Source organism: Ruegeria sp. AP7, from assembly GCF_056539905.1.
In genome coordinates, this window is the sequence record NZ_JBQFVT010000006.1 from 26,092 (window position 1) to 41,454 (window position 15,363).

Consider the following 15,363-nt stretch of genomic DNA (forward strand, 5'->3'; position numbering starts at 1 on the left):
CGCGGGAAGAGTGCCAGTCACGGAAAGACAAGAATGGATTGGAAAAGTGAAATATTGGCAGCGCGGGATCGCATTGCCGGACATGCACAAATCACACCTGTGATGCAGAGCAATGCGCTGGGCTATCCGGTCGAGTTGAAGCTGGAGCATATGCAACACACTGGCAGCTTCAAAGCGCGCGGCGCGTTCAACACTTTGCTCAGCATGGATGTTCCTTCGACGGGCGTGGTGGCGGCATCGGGTGGCAACCATGGAGCGGCTGCGGCCTATGCGGCGCATGCGTTAGGTCATCCGGCGAAGATTTTTGTACCCGAGCTTGCGGGACCGTCGAAGATTTCCCTGATCGAACGGATCGGAGCCGATTTGAGCGTGGTTGCGGGGGAATATGCCAACGCTTTGACCATGGCTCAGGCACATGAGGCTGAATCTGGTGCAATGCAAATCCACGCCTATGACGCGCCAGCAACCGTCGCTGGGCAAGGGACGTGTTTTGCTGAATGGGACGCGCAGGGTTTGCAGGCAGATACCGTTCTGGTCGCCGTCGGTGGCGGTGGCCTGATTGCCGGGGCGCTGGCTTGGTTTCAGGGTGCGCGCAAGGTTGTGGCTGTCGAGCCGGAAACTTCCTGCGCGCTGAATGCTGCCTTGGCTGAAGGTGAGCCGGTTGATGTTTCGGTCTCAGGCATTGCAGCGAATGCGTTAGGCGCACGTCGAATTGGCGATATCTGCTTCGGTCTGGCACAGGGGATGACTTCGGTTTTGGTTCCCGATGAGGCGATAGCGCAGGCCCAGCAGACATTGTGGCAAGCTCATCGAATTTTGGTGGAACCAGCTGGGGCCGCAGCCATGGCTGCGCTGATCTCAGGTGCATATCAGCCCGAACCAGATGAGCGGGTTGCGGTTCTTATCTGCGGTGGGAATATTGCGCCGGACCCCCTGGCTGATTGAATTAACTGCTTGTGGAAACACATTGTGAATTTTATCTATAATTTATGACTGCGACCATTGCCGACACGATATATCAAGCGCTGAGCCAGAAGATCATAACTGGCGACCTTGTCGCCGGTGAGAAGTTGCGTCAGGACCATATCGCGCGCGACTTTGAAACCAGCCATGTGCCGGTGCGCGAAGCGCTGCTGCGGCTTGAGGCACATGGATTGGCCAAAAGCGAGCCGCGAAAGGGCATGCGTGTCACTGCCTTGGACCCCGCCGAAGTGCGTGAGGTGATCGAAATGCGTGTCGCGCTTGAATCTCTGGCATTGCAGCATTCAGCGCAAAACATGACCCCAACCGTACTGAAAGTAGCTGATCGGGCGCGAAAAGACTGCGATGAGGCTGACAGTATGCCGCAATGGGAAGCGCGGAACAGAATCTTTCACCGAGCTATCCTGACGCCATGCGGCCTACCTCGCCTGTTGCATGCGATTGATGATCTGCATATTGCCAGCGCGCGGCATCTGTTCGCGCACTGGCGACCAAAATGGATGCAGCGGATCGATACGGATCACGCGGCTATAATTCAGGCGTTAAAAAGCAAAGATGTGTCAGCGGCGACATCGATTCTGGTGCGCCATATTCGCCGCGCAAATTGAATTCTTTCAGGCAGTTAAGTGCTATTTTTTCACTGCTGAAGATTTCACTTGATTTTTAATAGATAAAAATGATGATCATGAGTCAACTGGTCAATAATTATCTATAAAAGGAAGTGCAATGAAAACCATGCTGCGATCCGCCTTGCCGACTACCGGTGCGCTCAGCCCGGCGGGACAGATCATCCGTGTCGTGATGGGCATCCTTCTGCTGACAGCCAGCGCAAAAGTCCAAGTGCCATTTTGGCCGGTGCCGATGACCCTGCAGGTCGCTGCCGTCATGGCGATTTCTGCAGCTTTCGGGATGCGCCTCGGATCCGCAACTGTGATTGGCTACATGGTGGCTGGAGCCGTCGGTCTGCCGGTTTTTGCCGGGACACCCGAAAAAGGCATCGGACTGGCCTATATGATGGGCGGCACTGGTGGCTATCTGCTCGGCTTCGTTGTTGCCGCGGCCATCGTCGGATGGGTGGCGGATAATCTGCGCAAGCTGTTTTTGGTCCCGGCCATGTTAGCTGGACTTGTAGCGATCTACGCTCTGGGTCTGGGGTGGCTGGCCCAGTTTGTACCTGCAGACAAAGTGCTGGTTTACGGTTTCAGCCCGTTTATCGTAGGTGATCTTGTAAAGATCGCGTTGGCGGCCGTTATCGTGATTGGCCTGCCAACGGGTTTGATGCAGAAAATCCGCGGGTCGCAAGCGGATGCTTGATACCGGACAGGACATCCGCAGCAACTGGACCGTGGATGAGGTGGAGGCGCTACTGCGCCTCCCGCTGCTGGATCTGGTTGGCCGTGCAAATACCATCCATCGGACGTATCACGACCCGGAAGACATTCAGAAGGCCAGCCTGCTATCGATCAAAACCGGCAGCTGCTCGGAAGATTGTGCCTATTGCCCTCAATCCGCGCATCACCGCGAGGTCGAACTGACCAAAGAGAAATTGATGGACCCCGGGCATGTGGTCTCGCTGGCGAAACGGGCTAGGGATGCCGGGGCCGAGCGGTTCTGCATGGGGGCCGCGTGGCGCCAAGTGCGGGATGGGGAAGAATTCGACAATGTTCTGGAAATGGTTCGGGGCGTTCGCAATCTGGGGATGGAAGCCTGCGTGACACTGGGCATGTTGAAGCCGCATCAGGCCCAACGACTCGCCGACGCGGGACTAACCGCCTACAATCACAACCTTGACACCTCGCCGGAATTCTATGGTGAGATCATCGGGACGCGCACCTATCAGGATCGGTTGGAAACACTCAGCTATTGCCGTGACGAAGGTATCGATCTGTGTTGTGGAGGTATCATCGGCATGGGTGAAAGTCTGCGGGATCGTGCTTCTCTATTGCAGGTTCTAGCGAGTTTTGACCCACATCCCGAAAGCGTTCCAATCAATGCTCTGATCCCGATTAAGGGCACTCCGCTGGAGCAACGAGAGAAGGTGAGCATCTTCGACCTGGTGCGCATGGTTGCGACCGCACGTATCACCATGCCGGCAACCCGCGTACGCTTGTCGGCGGGCCGGTCTGACTTTTCGACCGCAGAGCAGGCATTGTGTTTTCTCGCCGGCGCAAACTCGGTTTTCTACGGAGATGTTTTGCTGACCGCACCCAATGCTGGAACGCAAAATGACAGGGACATGTTTACAGTTCTTGGCGCAATAGCAGAAGATTGACGCATGTAGGGTTGCTTGCGTCGCATTGCGCCATGGTTTCACCTTGCGTATAGGCCACATCAACGTGAACAGATTCTCTAGGGAGACGCCTATGTCAAACGCGCAACTTGAAGCCGCCATCGAAGCCGCCTGGGACATGCGTGATACGATCACACCGGCCACGACGGGCGAGCAGCGTGAGGCCATCGAGGATACTCTGAATGCGTTGGACAGCGGTTCATTGCGCGTTGCCGAAAAGCAGGCAGATGGCAACTGGCACGTAAACCAGTGGGCTAAGAAGGCCGTTCTTCTGGGGTTCCGTATCAAGGATATGGAGATCCAAAATGGCGGCCCGCAAGCCGGTGGCTGGTGGGACAAGGTCGACAGCAAGTTCGCCGGTTGGGATGAGAACCAGTGGCGCGCTGCAGGTTTCCGGGCGGTGCCCAACTGCGTCGTGCGCAAGTCAGCCTATATTGCACCCGGTGCGGTGTTGATGCCGTCATTTGTGAACCTGGGTGCTTATGTGGACGAAGGCACCATGGTCGATACCTGGGCAACGGTCGGTTCTTGCGCACAGATCGGAAAGAATGTGCACCTGTCGGGCGGTGTTGGCATCGGCGGAGTGCTGGAGCCAATGCAGGCTGGTCCCACCATCATCGAAGATAACTGCTTTATCGGTGCCCGTTCCGAGGTTGTTGAAGGCTGTATTGTCCGCGAAGGCTCGGTTCTGGGCATGGGCGTATTCATTGGCAAGTCGACCAAGATTGTCGATCGCGAAACCGGTGAGGTTATGTATGGCGAGGTTCCGCCCTATTCAGTGGTTGTCGCAGGCTCGATGCCGTCCAAGAACAACGTCAGCCTGTATTGCGCGGTCATCGTGAAACGCGTTGATGAAAAGACGCGCTCGAAAACCGGGATCAACGATCTGCTGCGCGACTGATCCTGAGCTGTTTATTTAAGATTTGGCCGCAGAGTAGATGTTGCGGCCAAATCTATTATTGCTTGGGCATCAACCCCAGCACTGTCTGTTGAAAGAAATCTATTGCGGCCTCGCCGCCAGCGCCTATGGCGAGAGCGCCCACTTCGAAGCGCGGAGATTGCATGGATTTTTGCATCTTTTCGCAAACCCAGACATCTTCGGTTTGGAAATCGCCCGTTTCCAACGGGTGTTTGGTCCAGTGCGAGGATTTGATCAGCCCTGTTTCGGCATCGTACCCGGGAATGTCAGACGCGCGGTGCGTGTAAGTAAACCAGCCCTTCGGAGACCAGTTCCGCACCCTTAATCGCATCCTGTTTGCGCTTGTGGGTTCCATCGTTGAAATCGAGAATCCCCAGGGATTGGGCGTTAGGATCGTGGTTGGGAACAGCATGTAGACCCCGCCATACCCCGGAGTTTCAGCATTTTTGACGGTTTTCAAACCTGAACCTTTGGCAGAGTTTTCAACGAATTGCGGAATCCTGTGTTTCACACCTTCGCGCTCGGTCGACCACCAAATCATATTTTGACCAAACACCTCCCACAGGTTTTTGTCATGGGTCGGCCCTCCCAGCGTGTCTTTGTGCAGATAGGCGAGATGATAGCCATCAATTGCGTTCTCGAAGAAGACCTTCCAATTGCAGTCGATTTCATAAACCACGTTGTCGGGATTTTCCTGCAGCTCGGTCGAGGTCAGATCGTGCGGCCAAGGAACCTGATCCAGCCCGCTCAGCCATTTGTCAAAATCCGCATCCGGGTCAGGATTAACGAAAACAAGATTGCGAAATACGCCCACAGCCGCCCCAAAAAGCGCATTGGATTTCTTGTCGAGATCAGGAAAGCACTCACGCTGGGCAGGAACTCCGCGCAAAGCACCGTCCAGATTGTAGACCCAGTTGTGATAGGGGCAGACAATGGTTTTGCCTGCATTGCCGCATCCTTCCAGAAGTTCTGTACCTCGATGGCGGCAAAGATTGTGAAACCCGCGTAACTCACCATCGGCGCCTTTGATGACAATTACGGAATTTGCTCCGGCTTTGATCGTGCGAAAATCTCCGGGTTCAGGAAAATCCATTGTCACACCGGCAAAGGTCCAGCAGCGGCTGAAGATTTGTGCTTGTTCAACCTGAAACCAATCCTCTGAAACATAGGCTTCTCGCGGTAGTCGGTTTTTCGGTTTGTCGGGTAGCGATGCCGGGGCTTGCATGTCACTTCCTTAGATTGTCAAAAATGATAATTGTCATTATTGACAATAAAGCGATTTGTCCAGTATCCAATTTCAAGATTTCGACCGAAGGATAAGGCGGGCAGATGAAACCTGGAAAAAGCCTAAGGCATCACAAATGGATGACTATCGCGGTTGTGCTGGTGCTGTTGGCATCAACACTGGCGGGGGTATATGCGATCTGGGGCGTGGTTTTCATGTACTGGGGCGTTCTGGCAATTCGGTCAGGGCAGGCCTTTCTTGTTGAAGCTATTGAGCGCAGAGAGAACCCGGTTTTGTTCTGGGTGCTAACGGCGATGTGGTTCGGCTTCGGAGTACTTTATATTCTGACGGACCTTTTCCCCACTCCTACCGCCTGAATGATTAACTCATGCCCAGAACCAGTTTGAAAGATGTCCGTACGCAGGAAATACTGAGCGCATTTACCAGATGTGTCGCGCGTTATGGATTGGATGGCTCAACACTCGCCCGTATCTCCGAAGAAGCGGGGATCGCGCGGCCTCTGCTTCGTCACTACCTTGGCAATCGCGAAGAAATGATCCAGCGCCTGCTGGACCATGTTCTGAGTGATTTTGCTACGCGGACAAAAACCTTCTTCGATATGTTGCCAGCAACAGAGCGCATTGATGCTTTGATCGAAGCGTTGTTTGGACGCGTTGATTATTCTTCTGAAAGCGCCGCTGTTTTTGCGGCTTTGGTTGCGGCCTCGGAGCGACACAAAGAAATTCGCCAACCCCTGTTGCGCTTCGTATACGAGTTTGAAGACCGTATCGCTGCCGAGATCCGCGCTGAGAGTACGAGCGCTGATCCGAATCTTGTGGATGTCGCGGCTGCAGGGATCACAGCGATTTACTTCAATACAGATGCGGTGATGCCCTTGGTTCCAAAGGAAGGGTGGCGCGACAGGCAGCGCGCAGCCGCATTGGTTTTGCTGGAAGCGGCCTGCCAGAGCGGTCGGACCTGAGTTGACCCACACTCTGGCTCAGCGTATTGCGGGCCTTATGCAGAAGCAAAAGAAACCTTCGCGTCAGCAAGTCTATACTCTTCTGGTTCAGATTGGCCGGAAGGATGGAGATGGTTTGCCAAAAGACGCAACCGGAGCCGCGCTGATGTGTTTTGCCAGCGGTGTGGATGAGGCAGAAGCCGTGCGTGAAACGGTGGCGATTCTAAAACAGGCCGATACCGCTCCTCTGGATGTCACCGGCTACGGCACGCTTGCCGAGCGTGAAGCGCAGGGGCACGATATCGATCCGGATGAGCGGGCATTGATGCAGCGGGCGCTGGACGAAAACGCCGTCATAGTTGCGCAGATGACGCCATTCTTTGGAGACGAGAGCCCGGCTTAGTTTCGCGCTCCGAACCATTTGCGGTAGATTTCATCATAGGTACCGTCTTCGCGAAGAGAGAGAAGCGCCTGGTTGACGTCTTCAACCAAAGGCGAACCGGTTGGGAAGGCGATGCCATAATTTTCGCGTAGGAAAATCCCGCCGGTCATACTTGCCGTTCTTCGACCCTCATGACTGGCGTAATAGGACAGAATGGGCGCATCGAATACGACTGCATCCAGATCCTTGTCTTTGAACGCAGCCAGCATGTCCTGAAGGTCGCCATAGCCCGTGAACTCGATCTCGCGGCGGTTCAGAAAGTTGGCTGCTGTTGAATCAGAGATGGTTCCGACTTGCTTGCCATAGAGGTCATTAACCGAATTCACGCTGCCGGTGATCGCATCTACAGTCATCACCGATGTGATCCGGGCCGTAAACACGGATACGATGAACAGCGAAGAAACCACCAGCACAACCCCCAGAATGCGCCCAAACGGCGTGCGGGGCATCCGCTCTTCAAACCCGCCATTGACCACGAGGTTGAGCGCCCACCAGAAGGAAGGGAACCAAGCCTCATTCAGTTTCCGGTCAAAATAGGGCTGCGCGCGTTTCTCGAAACTCCACATCAGCATGCCGCCGCCCAGAAGAATGGCAAAGGCCAGACCAATGGCGATGAACAGCTCGCGCGACAGCAGGGCGTGCAGTAAAGACGGTTGGCGCGCTGCCTCCGACGGAACCATGATCTGTAGTCCGGCTTCAAAGATGGGCTGCGTAAAATCCATGCGGGTTTCACGCATGGCGGTGATCGAAATATTCGCAATCGCCAGATCGGCTGACCCGTCCTGAACGGCCCCCAGCATTTCGCCAAAGCTCTCGACCCGGTTGATCGAATACTCCCAGCCCAGCGACTCAGATAACGCCGCCAGCAGGTCCATCGAGAAACCGGTCTGGACCCCGTCCTCGACAAACGAGAACGGAGGGCGGGTCACAGTTGTAACCGTGAGGGTCTGAGCCTGGCTTTGCTGCGCGAGAGTCGCGAAAGTCAGGCAGATCAATGCGAAGAAGACGCGCTTCATTTGGAATCACCTGTTTCGCGGCCCTCTAACCTAGTTCAGGGCAGCGCGGCAAGGCAGCCGCAGGGTCAAGGCTCATGTTTTATTGGGGTGCTAAAATCGAAGTCTTTGGATTTTGGTTTGGAAATCTGACTATTCGGGGTTGGCAAGCCGGGCAATTCGTTGAATCTGTGCACGAACGCCGGCATCCATCAGAACAAGAGGCCCGTTATGACCGATCCAGTTGAGCTGACCGCAAATCTGATCCGTTGCCCTTCGGTCACACCCGAAGAGGGCGGCGCGCTGGTTTTACTGCAACGTGAACTCGCAGATGCAGGTTTTGAATGCACCCGTGTGGATCGCGGAGGTGTCAGCAACCTATTTGCGCGTTGGGGGAAGAAAGGGCATGCTCGCAGCTTTGGCTTCAACGGCCACACAGATGTTGTTCCGGTGGGTGATGAGGCCGCTTGGACTGCGCCCCCATTCGGAGCAGAAATTCGTGATGGAGTAATGTATGGCCGTGGTGCAACGGACATGAAATCGGGTGTGGCGGCCTTTGCCGCAGCAGCCATTGATTTTGTGCGCAATACGCCTCCGGATGGTGCGGTGATTCTGACAATAACAGGTGATGAAGAGGGTGATGCGGTCGATGGCACTGTCGCCCTGCTGGATCACATGGATGCGACGGATGAGCGGATGTCGGTCTGTCTAGTAGGGGAACCAACCTGTCCGAATAAGATGGGTGAAATGATGAAGATCGGTCGGCGCGGCTCGATGTCAGCTTGGTTTACCGCGACCGGGGTGCAGGGGCATTCTGCTTATCCGCACCGGGCGAAAAACCCATTGCCAGCAATGGCGCGGTTGATGGATCGGCTGGCCAGTCGCGAGCTGGATCAGGGGACCGACCACTTTGATGCCTCAACATTGGCCGTGGTGACGATCGATACGGGCAATCCAGCGACGAACGTCATCCCGGCGCAATGCTCTGGAACAGTGAACATCCGGTTCAATGACCTGCACTCGGGCGCCAGCCTGAGCGACTGGTTGAAATCCGAGGCTGAATCAGTTGCCAAGGCGTTTGGAGTTGAAATCGAAACCAAGATCAAAATCTCAGGTGAGAGCTTTCTGACCCCTCCGGGTCCGCTCTCGGATCTGGTAGCACGCGCCGTTGAGGCAGAAACCAATATCTGCCCCGAGCTTTCAACCACTGGCGGCACTTCGGATGCCCGGTTCATCAAGAACCATTGCCCAGTGGTCGAATTCGGGCTGGTCGGGCGCACGATGCATCAGGTTGATGAGTGTGTTGAGGTGGCACAAATTCATCAGCTCAAGGCAATATACGCGCGTATTCTATCGGATTATTTCGCCTGATTGATGCAAAAGACTTTGGTCATCATGGCGAAAGAGCCACGTCCGGGGCGGGTGAAAACTCGCTTGGGGCGCGATATTGGCATGGTCGGTGCGGCCTGGTGGTTTCGACATCAAACTCGGTCACTTATCCGACGCCTGCGCGATCCGCGCTGGCAGATTGTTCTGGCGGTTTCTCCGGATCGGGAGGGGATGAACAGCCGTGTCTGGCCAGTCGATCTGCCGCGTAAGCCGCAAGGGCGCGGAGATCTCGGTGATCGTATGGGGCGGATGCTGCGCGGTGCCCCCGATGGGCCAGTATGTTTGATCGGTGCAGATATTCCGGGGATTTCACGCGGACACATTGCGCGGGCCTTCGGCACATTGGGCCGGGCTGAAATCGTGTTCGGGCCAGCCCCTGACGGGGGCTATTGGTTGGTCGGTGCGCAGCGTTATGGCGCGTTGCCGTCAGGGATGTTCAACAACGTGCGCTGGTCGACTGAGAACGCTTTGGCCGACACGCTAGCTTCGGTAAATGGACGTCGAGTGACGTTGCTGGATCACCTGCGCGATGTGGATACCGTGGCGGATCTGCACGGCTGACCCGACAGGCCGCTTTTTGGTCATGACGCGGTCGCATGCCCGTGCTAGGCCAAACTCATGACACGCATTCCGACCAAGCAAGAGGTCCTCGATTGGATCTCGGCGAACCCTACCCTGACCTCGAAACGTGATATCGCCAAGGCCTTTGGCATCAAGGGCGCAGATCGGATCGACCTGAAGCGCATTCTGAAAGAGCTTGAGGCCGAGGGCCATCTGGAAAAGCGCAAGCGCAGCTACCGTGATCCGGATCGTTTGCCGCCGGTCAGCGTGTTGCAGGTCAAGGCTCCGAACGCGGATGGCGACCTGTTTGCGCGTCCGTTGGAATGGCACGGCGAGGGAGTCGAGCCCATTATTCTGCTCATCACCCGCGCCAGCGACCCGGCATTGGGCGAGGGTGACCGCATTCTGGCCCGCCTGACCGTCGTGCACGAGGAAGACCACAATTACGAGGCACGTCTGATCCGCCGTATCGGCACCAACCCGCGCAAGGTCGTTGGCATCTTCCGCAAAGGGGCCGAGGGTGGCCGGATCGTACCTATCGACAAGGCTGGTTCCACCGAATGGCTGGTCGCGGACGGGGCCGTTCTGGGCGCCAAGGACGGTGAGCTGGTTGAGGCCGAGCAGGCCGGACCCAAGAACCGCATGGGCCTGCCACGCGCGCGCATTGTTGAACGGCTTGGCGATCCGACCGCGCCCAAGGCTGTCTCATTGATCGCCATCCACCAACATGGCATTCCTGACGATTTCCCGGACAAGGTGATAGAAGAGGCCGACAAGGCCAAACCTGTTGGCCTGAAAGGGCGCGAAGACCTGCGGGATATGCCCTTGCTGACGATCGATCCTGCGGATGCACGGGACCATGACGACGCCTGTTATGCGCACGCAGACGATGACCCGAAGAATAAAGGTGGCCATGTAATCTGGGTCGCCATCGCCGATGTGGCCGCCTATGTGACACCCGGTACGGCGCTGGATCGCGAGGCGCGCAAGCGGGGCAACTCCAGCTATTTCCCGGACCGCGTGGTGCCGATGCTGCCGGATCGCCTATCCGGCGATCTGTGTTCCCTGCACGAAGGTGTGCCGCGCGCTTGTATCGCGGTTCGGATGCAGATTGATACCGAGGGTAATAAGATCGGCCACCGGTTCGTGCGCGGCCTGATGCGCTCTGCCGCCTCGCTGAACTATACCGAGGTGCAGGAAGCGATCGATGGCAACCCGAACGACGGCACCGGGCCGTTGCTGGAAACCGTTCTGAAACCGCTCTATGCCGCCTATGCCGCATTGAAAAAAGCGCGGGCGGAGCGCCAGCCGTTGGAACTGGACCTGCCTGAACGCAAGATCGTTCTGAGTGACGCAGGCGAGGTGACCAGCGTCGCGTTCCGTGACCGGCTGGATGCGCATAAGTTGATTGAGGAATTCATGATCCTCGCCAATGTCGCCGCTGCCGAGACCCTGATCGCCAAACGCCGCCCGCTGTTGTTCCGCGTCCACGAAGAGCCCGCACCTGAGAAGCTGGAAAGCCTGAGAGAGACGGCGCAAGCAGCAGGTTTGAATCTGGCCAAAGGGCAAGTGCTGCAGACCCGGCACCTGAACGCGCTGCTGAATGCTGCCGCGGGTACCGAAGATGCCGAGCTGATCAACCTAACCACTTTACGGTCGATGGCGCAGGCCTATTACAACCCTGAAAACTTTGGACATTTTGGACTGGCTCTGCGGAATTATGCACATTTCACATCACCCATCCGCCGCTATGCGGACCTGATCGTGCACCGCGCGCTGATCACGGCCCATGGCTGGGGCAAGGACGGGCTGACCGAGGAGGAAATCGCGCGGCTGGAGGAAACGGCCACCCATATCTCGGACACCGAACGCCGATCGATGATGGCCGAGCGCGATACGACTGATCGCTATCTGGCGGCCTATCTCAGCGAGCGGGTGGGTAATGAGTTCACAGGCCGGATCAGCGGTATTGCCCGTTTTGGTGCCTTCGTGAAGATGGACGAGACCGGAGCGGATGGTCTGGTTCCAGTGCGCTCGCTGGGACGTGAGTTCTTTCATTTTGACCGTGAAGCCGGGACGCTGATGGGTTCGGATACCGGCCTGATTATTGCCATTGGTCAGCGTGTCACCGTGCGGCTGACCGAGGCAACGCCTGTAACCGGCGGATTGGAATTGGAACTGCTCTCTATCGATGATCAAGCCCTGCCGCGCGGGCGCGGTCCAACCAAACGCGGGTCGCGACGCAAGGCGGTCAGCACCAAGCGCAAGAAGGACAAGATCAAGCGCAAGGTAGAACGCAAACGCCGTCAGAGGTGATAGGTTAACGCGCGCGCAATCAACCAGCCGTGGCGTGTTGGGTCGATCTGATCGGGCGTGTCGAATAGAATGGCGCGATTGCCATCTATCTGATCCTCATCGGGAAAAGCAGAAGTGAAATCCCCCATCAGTCTGCTCTGGCAGTGCACGAACAACGCAAACCGAGCGGCTTTGTGTCCACCCAGTCGGATCGTTGATCCCTTGGGTGCCAAATAGGCTGGCTGCCCCCACCGCAACGCTTCTTCCAGCGGCTGAGCCCGCGGTAGCGAGGCCGCAGTTTCGAAAATCAACTCGCGCAGCATAAGTGCTCCGGCGCGAGTTTCTTCTGGCAGCGCCTCGTAGGCTGCGGCGACTTTTGCATCCTCAAAGGGTGTCATGACAATGGGATCGCCTGTTCCATTCGATCGATATAACTGTTGAGCAACTTATCCTGTTTGATCCGGCGGGTCAGGGGGGTGTCGGACGGTGTCGCGCGCATCGCGGCCAGCATTGGACCGACGCTCATGTCCGCCGAGGTCGGTTCCTCACCCATCAGGTAGGGCGATTGCCAAAGGTAGGTTGAGATAGCTTCAAGGTCTCGCTCCAGTCGGTCCTGTCGCTCGGCGGGTGAGAAACGGGAAACGCCTTGAAAGGCCAACCCTTTGACAACGGATTTACGGAGTGAGTTCGAAACCGGCTTGCGGATCAGTGCTGGAACGACTGTGAAGAATGTATCGCGCAGGATTGGCCAGACCTCATCATTGGCCCAGCGGTCCTGGACGACATGGAAGTAAAGATGTTCCTCGGCCATGCGGATTAGGGTACGGGATTTGGCTTTTTGCAGGCCATTTAAACCGGCATCGAAATCTGCACCCTGAGACTCGAGCCACTCGCGGATCAAGTCGCTGTCGGGGATCAGGCGCTCGGGTGTGCGCAGAACCGGCAGTTTCTGATGCGGCATCTTGCGGGGGTCCAAAAGGTCGGACCGCTGCCAGCGCTGTCCTGCCCGTTGAAGCATCAGGGCGGTTTTCACACAGAACGGGCTGGCACTGAACAGGCCGAACGCAGAGGGGAAAGTAAGAAGGGTCAGCATCATCAGCTCCATAATTGGGACGTCCGAGGGATACGCCTGACTAATGACAGTTTCTGACATTAGGTTTAGGTTAGTGTGCAGTATGTCTCGTACCGCTCGCCTGTTTCAGTTAATGCAAGCCCTGCGTTCTGGCCCATCACCCAGAACGTCGGTCCAGCTGGCACAGGATTTGGGCGTTTCACCGCGTACAATACATCGGGACATCGATGCTTTGCGTGCTCTGGGGGCCGTAATAGACGGCGAGGCCGGGTTTGGGTTTACCCTGATCGAAGATGCAACATTGCCACCACTGGGTTTTACCAATGACGAGCTTGAAGCGTTGGTATTAGGTCTAAGAGAGGTGCAGTTGATTGGCGATCCGGCGCTGTCTGATGCGGCAAGCGAGGCCTTGCGAAAGCTGCAAGGCCGGTTGCCGCAGCGCCAATCCCACCGACTAAGCCATGCTGTTCTGACCGCCACGCGGTTTGACAGGCCAGCGGTGCCAACAATTGATGTTGCAGTCCTGCGCCAAGCAGCATGGGACGAACGCGCGGTTGAGTTTGCCTATACCGATGCCAAGGGCGTGGGAACCCGGCGTCGGGTCAATCCACTGAGTATCGTCTACATGGATCGCGCCAGCGTTCTGCTCAGCTGGTGTCACTTGCGCGAGGATTTTCGCGTTTTCCGGCTAGACCGTATGCAAGACATGGATGTGTCCGACGAAAGCTTCCGCCCCAAGCGTGTGTCGCTGCTGCGAGAGGCGATTGCCCGCATTCGTGCTGAACGCGAGGCACAGGAACAGGAAAGCTAATTTTCTACATTTTGAGAAATACCGATTGTGCGCTATCATTGAGCCTGAGCAGTAATCAGGAATAATCGGAATGCGTAAGTGCGTAGGTGGCGTCATGACCGCCGCATTATGGGCATCCATCGTGCAGGCGGATACAACAGACAAATCGATACGGCCTCTGGCCCGACCATTGGTCGACAATATTCAACTGGCTTCGGCAGACGTAATGGTTTCGGTAAGACCAGTATTGCGTCCTGAGGTCGAGCACTATCGCGTATCAGCCGAAGGGAACGCGCGATTCCAGGCTTGGCTTGGAGCGTTTCGCGAGCGGGCCCGCGCTCAAGGAATCTCGGCCCGAACGCTGGACCGGGCATTGGCCGGGGTGACCTATGACAGCGACATCATCAAACGAGATCGCAATCAGGCCGAGTTCTCAAAACCGATCTGGGAGTATTTGGATTCGGCAGTTTCAAAAACGCGGATTTCGAATGGTCGTACGGGCTTGGACCGGCACCGGGAGACTCTGACCCGGATTGAGGCGCAATATGGCGTTGAAAAAGAGGTTGTCACCGCGATTTGGGGACTCGAAACCTCGTTTGGAACTTATCGGGGCGGCAAGCAAACTATCAGATCGCTCGCGACACTGGCCTTTGATGCACGGCGGGCGAGTTTCTTTGAATCCCAGCTTATCGCGGCCCTTCAGATACTGCAGGCCGGGGACGTGGATGCTGTGAATATGGTCGGCAGTTGGGCCGGAGCGATGGGGCACACGCAGTTCATGCCGACCTCATTTCTGGATCACGCGGTAGATTTCGATGGCGATGGGCGCCGCGATATCTGGTCGGATGATCCAACTGATGCTCTGGCGTCGGCCGCTGCCTATCTGGCAAAGCATGGATGGACCAAAGGCCAACCATGGGGGTTAGAGGTCAAGTTGCCATCCGGCTTTGATTATGCAGATGCAAGACGAGACGTTACACTGATGCCGTCAGAATGGGCGGCCCGAGGAGTACTCGCGCGCACAGGCCAGGTGGTGCCCGACTATGGAAAAGCTGCAATTTTGTTGCCAGCGGGTGGCCGTGGTGTTGCTCTGATGATTTTCGATAATTTCAAGGTGATCGAAGCATACAATGGTGCCGATGCTTATGTGATCGGGATCGGGCATCTGTCTGACCGAATTGCAGGCGGTGCTCCGTTTCAAGCCGAATGGCCACGTGGAGATCGCGTGCTGAGTTTTACCGAAAAGAAAGAGCTGCAGCGTCGGTTGACGCAGGCTGGGTTTGACACTCAAGGGATTGATGGTCGCACCGGTCCGAATACGATCAATGCGGTCCGAGCGTTCCAGGTCGCTCAAGGGCTGGTTCCGGACGGGTACCCGTCGCTCAGTCTGCTGGAGCGGATGCGTTGAAAGTAAGGGCGGACCAAATGGGCCGCCCTTTGATCGTG

At 56.6% G+C, this 15,363-nt stretch carries 17 protein-coding genes; 13 read left to right on the forward strand and 4 right to left on the reverse strand.

Features of this window, described 5'->3' with window-relative positions:
- Positions 1-33 precede the first annotated feature (33 nt).
- From ACR0KN_RS12590 to dapD, 5 genes are all read left to right on the forward strand, one after another.
- Complete coding sequence (locus ACR0KN_RS12590; RefSeq protein ID WP_480653947.1) at positions 34-945, forward strand: threonine/serine dehydratase; 912 nt, start codon at positions 34-36, stop codon at positions 943-945.
- A 44-nt stretch (positions 946-989) separates the two neighbouring features.
- Entirely contained in the window at positions 990-1,589 is a 600-nt protein-coding gene (locus tag ACR0KN_RS12595; protein WP_480653949.1) for a GntR family transcriptional regulator, read from the forward strand.
- A 118-nt stretch (positions 1,590-1,707) separates the two neighbouring features.
- A complete protein-coding gene (locus tag ACR0KN_RS12600) occupies positions 1,708-2,295 on the forward strand; it encodes a biotin transporter BioY (protein WP_170780886.1) in 588 nt (195 codons plus the stop codon).
- The gene (bioB, locus tag ACR0KN_RS12605; protein ID WP_480653951.1) at positions 2,288-3,253 is read left to right on the forward strand and encodes a biotin synthase BioB; all 966 of its coding nucleotides are present in this window, start codon (positions 2,288-2,290) and stop codon (positions 3,251-3,253) included. The genes ACR0KN_RS12600 and bioB overlap by 8 nt, the downstream gene beginning before the upstream one ends.
- 91 nt (positions 3,254-3,344) lie before the next feature.
- On the forward strand, positions 3,345-4,172 hold the full coding sequence (gene dapD, locus ACR0KN_RS12610) for a 2,3,4,5-tetrahydropyridine-2,6-dicarboxylate N-succinyltransferase (protein WP_010440698.1): 828 nt from the start codon (positions 3,345-3,347) through the stop codon (positions 4,170-4,172).
- A gap of 55 nt (positions 4,173-4,227) precedes the next feature.
- Here dapD and ACR0KN_RS12615 read toward each other — a convergent pair whose 3' ends face one another.
- Positions 4,228-5,415: an aromatic ring-hydroxylating oxygenase subunit alpha gene (locus tag ACR0KN_RS12615; RefSeq protein ID WP_480653953.1), complete on the reverse strand. Its 1,188-nt coding sequence runs from the start codon at positions 5,413-5,415 to the stop codon at positions 4,228-4,230.
- A gap of 104 nt (positions 5,416-5,519) precedes the next feature.
- On the opposite strand from ACR0KN_RS12615, the gene ACR0KN_RS12620 reads away from it, so the two are divergent.
- From ACR0KN_RS12620 to ACR0KN_RS12630, 3 genes are read left to right on the forward strand one after another with little or no spacing between them, the layout of a single operon-like run.
- Positions 5,520-5,792 (forward strand): hypothetical protein, encoded by a 273-nt coding sequence (locus ACR0KN_RS12620; RefSeq protein ID WP_480653956.1) that lies wholly within the window; start codon positions 5,520-5,522, stop codon positions 5,790-5,792.
- 11 nt (positions 5,793-5,803) lie between these two features.
- Positions 5,804-6,397: a TetR/AcrR family transcriptional regulator gene (locus ACR0KN_RS12625; RefSeq protein WP_480653958.1), complete on the forward strand. Its 594-nt coding sequence runs from the start codon at positions 5,804-5,806 to the stop codon at positions 6,395-6,397.
- A gap of 37 nt (positions 6,398-6,434) precedes the next feature.
- Positions 6,435-6,779: a hypothetical protein gene (locus ACR0KN_RS12630; RefSeq protein ID WP_010440705.1), complete on the forward strand. Its 345-nt coding sequence runs from the start codon at positions 6,435-6,437 to the stop codon at positions 6,777-6,779.
- Here the strand turns inward: ACR0KN_RS12630 and ACR0KN_RS12635 are convergent.
- Positions 6,776-7,834 carry a transporter substrate-binding domain-containing protein gene (locus tag ACR0KN_RS12635; protein ID WP_480653960.1) on the reverse strand — a complete coding sequence of 353 codons (1,059 nt, stop codon included), beginning with the start codon at positions 7,832-7,834 and terminating at the stop codon, positions 6,776-6,778. The genes ACR0KN_RS12630 and ACR0KN_RS12635 overlap by 4 nt on opposite strands.
- A gap of 207 nt (positions 7,835-8,041) precedes the next feature.
- Here ACR0KN_RS12635 and dapE point away from each other — a divergent pair, with 207 nt between their 5' ends.
- From dapE to rnr, 3 genes are read left to right on the forward strand one after another with little or no spacing between them, the layout of a single operon-like run.
- Positions 8,042-9,181 carry a succinyl-diaminopimelate desuccinylase gene (dapE, locus tag ACR0KN_RS12640; protein ID WP_480653962.1) on the forward strand — a complete coding sequence of 380 codons (1,140 nt, stop codon included), beginning with the start codon at positions 8,042-8,044 and terminating at the stop codon, positions 9,179-9,181.
- Positions 9,182-9,184: 3 nt separating this feature from the next.
- The gene (locus ACR0KN_RS12645; RefSeq protein WP_480653964.1) at positions 9,185-9,760 is read left to right on the forward strand and encodes a TIGR04282 family arsenosugar biosynthesis glycosyltransferase; all 576 of its coding nucleotides are present in this window, start codon (positions 9,185-9,187) and stop codon (positions 9,758-9,760) included.
- A 57-nt stretch (positions 9,761-9,817) separates the two neighbouring features.
- Entirely contained in the window at positions 9,818-12,076 is a 2,259-nt protein-coding gene (gene rnr / locus ACR0KN_RS12650; protein WP_480653966.1) for a ribonuclease R, read from the forward strand.
- On the opposite strand, the gene ACR0KN_RS12655 is transcribed toward rnr, so the two are convergent.
- Together ACR0KN_RS12655 and ACR0KN_RS12660 are read right to left on the reverse strand one after the other, a co-directional pair.
- Entirely contained in the window at positions 12,067-12,453 is a 387-nt protein-coding gene (locus tag ACR0KN_RS12655; protein ID WP_480653968.1) for a DUF1801 domain-containing protein, read from the reverse strand. The genes rnr and ACR0KN_RS12655 overlap by 10 nt on opposite strands.
- Positions 12,450-13,148, reverse strand: coding sequence for a glutathione S-transferase family protein (locus ACR0KN_RS12660; protein ID WP_480653970.1), 699 nt, complete (start codon positions 13,146-13,148; stop codon positions 12,450-12,452). The genes ACR0KN_RS12655 and ACR0KN_RS12660 overlap by 4 nt, the downstream gene beginning before the upstream one ends.
- An 82-nt stretch (positions 13,149-13,230) precedes the next feature.
- Between ACR0KN_RS12660 and ACR0KN_RS12665 the strand changes: the two genes are divergently transcribed.
- On the forward strand, positions 13,231-13,938 hold the full coding sequence (locus ACR0KN_RS12665; RefSeq protein WP_170703623.1) for a helix-turn-helix transcriptional regulator: 708 nt from the start codon (positions 13,231-13,233) through the stop codon (positions 13,936-13,938).
- A gap of 70 nt (positions 13,939-14,008) precedes the next feature.
- Positions 14,009-15,325, forward strand: a complete 1,317-nt coding sequence (locus tag ACR0KN_RS12670; RefSeq protein ID WP_480653972.1) for a lytic murein transglycosylase — start codon at positions 14,009-14,011, stop codon at positions 15,323-15,325.
- Positions 15,326-15,363: the final 38 nt, after the last annotated feature.

Bases quoted from the DNA above. Each gene is read 5' to 3' on its own strand.
- ACR0KN_RS12630 (WP_010440705.1), top strand. From the start codon at position 6,435: ATGCAGAAGCAAAAGAAACCTTCGCGTCAGCAAGTCTATACTCTTCTG.
- dapE (WP_480653962.1), top strand. From the start codon at position 8,042: ATGACCGATCCAGTTGAGCTGACCGCAAATCTGATCCGTTGCCCTTCG.
- ACR0KN_RS12625 (WP_480653958.1), top strand. From the start codon at position 5,804: ATGCCCAGAACCAGTTTGAAAGATGTCCGTACGCAGGAAATACTGAGC.
- ACR0KN_RS12590 (WP_480653947.1), top strand. From the start codon at position 34: ATGGATTGGAAAAGTGAAATATTGGCAGCGCGGGATCGCATTGCCGGA.
- dapD (WP_010440698.1), top strand. From the start codon at position 3,345: ATGTCAAACGCGCAACTTGAAGCCGCCATCGAAGCCGCCTGGGACATG.
- bioB (WP_480653951.1), top strand. From the start codon at position 2,288: ATGCTTGATACCGGACAGGACATCCGCAGCAACTGGACCGTGGATGAG.
- ACR0KN_RS12660 (WP_480653970.1), bottom strand. From the start codon at position 13,148: ATGCTGACCCTTCTTACTTTCCCCTCTGCGTTCGGCCTGTTCAGTGCC.
- ACR0KN_RS12635 (WP_480653960.1), bottom strand. From the start codon at position 7,834: ATGAAGCGCGTCTTCTTCGCATTGATCTGCCTGACTTTCGCGACTCTC.
- ACR0KN_RS12595 (WP_480653949.1), top strand. From the start codon at position 990: ATGACTGCGACCATTGCCGACACGATATATCAAGCGCTGAGCCAGAAG.
- ACR0KN_RS12655 (WP_480653968.1), bottom strand. From the start codon at position 12,453: ATGACACCCTTTGAGGATGCAAAAGTCGCCGCAGCCTACGAGGCGCTG.
- ACR0KN_RS12645 (WP_480653964.1), top strand. From the start codon at position 9,185: ATGCAAAAGACTTTGGTCATCATGGCGAAAGAGCCACGTCCGGGGCGG.
- rnr (WP_480653966.1), top strand. From the start codon at position 9,818: ATGACACGCATTCCGACCAAGCAAGAGGTCCTCGATTGGATCTCGGCG.
- ACR0KN_RS12665 (WP_170703623.1), top strand. From the start codon at position 13,231: ATGTCTCGTACCGCTCGCCTGTTTCAGTTAATGCAAGCCCTGCGTTCT.
- ACR0KN_RS12670 (WP_480653972.1), top strand. From the start codon at position 14,009: ATGCGTAAGTGCGTAGGTGGCGTCATGACCGCCGCATTATGGGCATCC.
- ACR0KN_RS12615 (WP_480653953.1), bottom strand. From the start codon at position 5,415: ATGCAAGCCCCGGCATCGCTACCCGACAAACCGAAAAACCGACTACCG.
- ACR0KN_RS12620 (WP_480653956.1), top strand. From the start codon at position 5,520: ATGAAACCTGGAAAAAGCCTAAGGCATCACAAATGGATGACTATCGCG.
- ACR0KN_RS12600 (WP_170780886.1), top strand. From the start codon at position 1,708: ATGAAAACCATGCTGCGATCCGCCTTGCCGACTACCGGTGCGCTCAGC.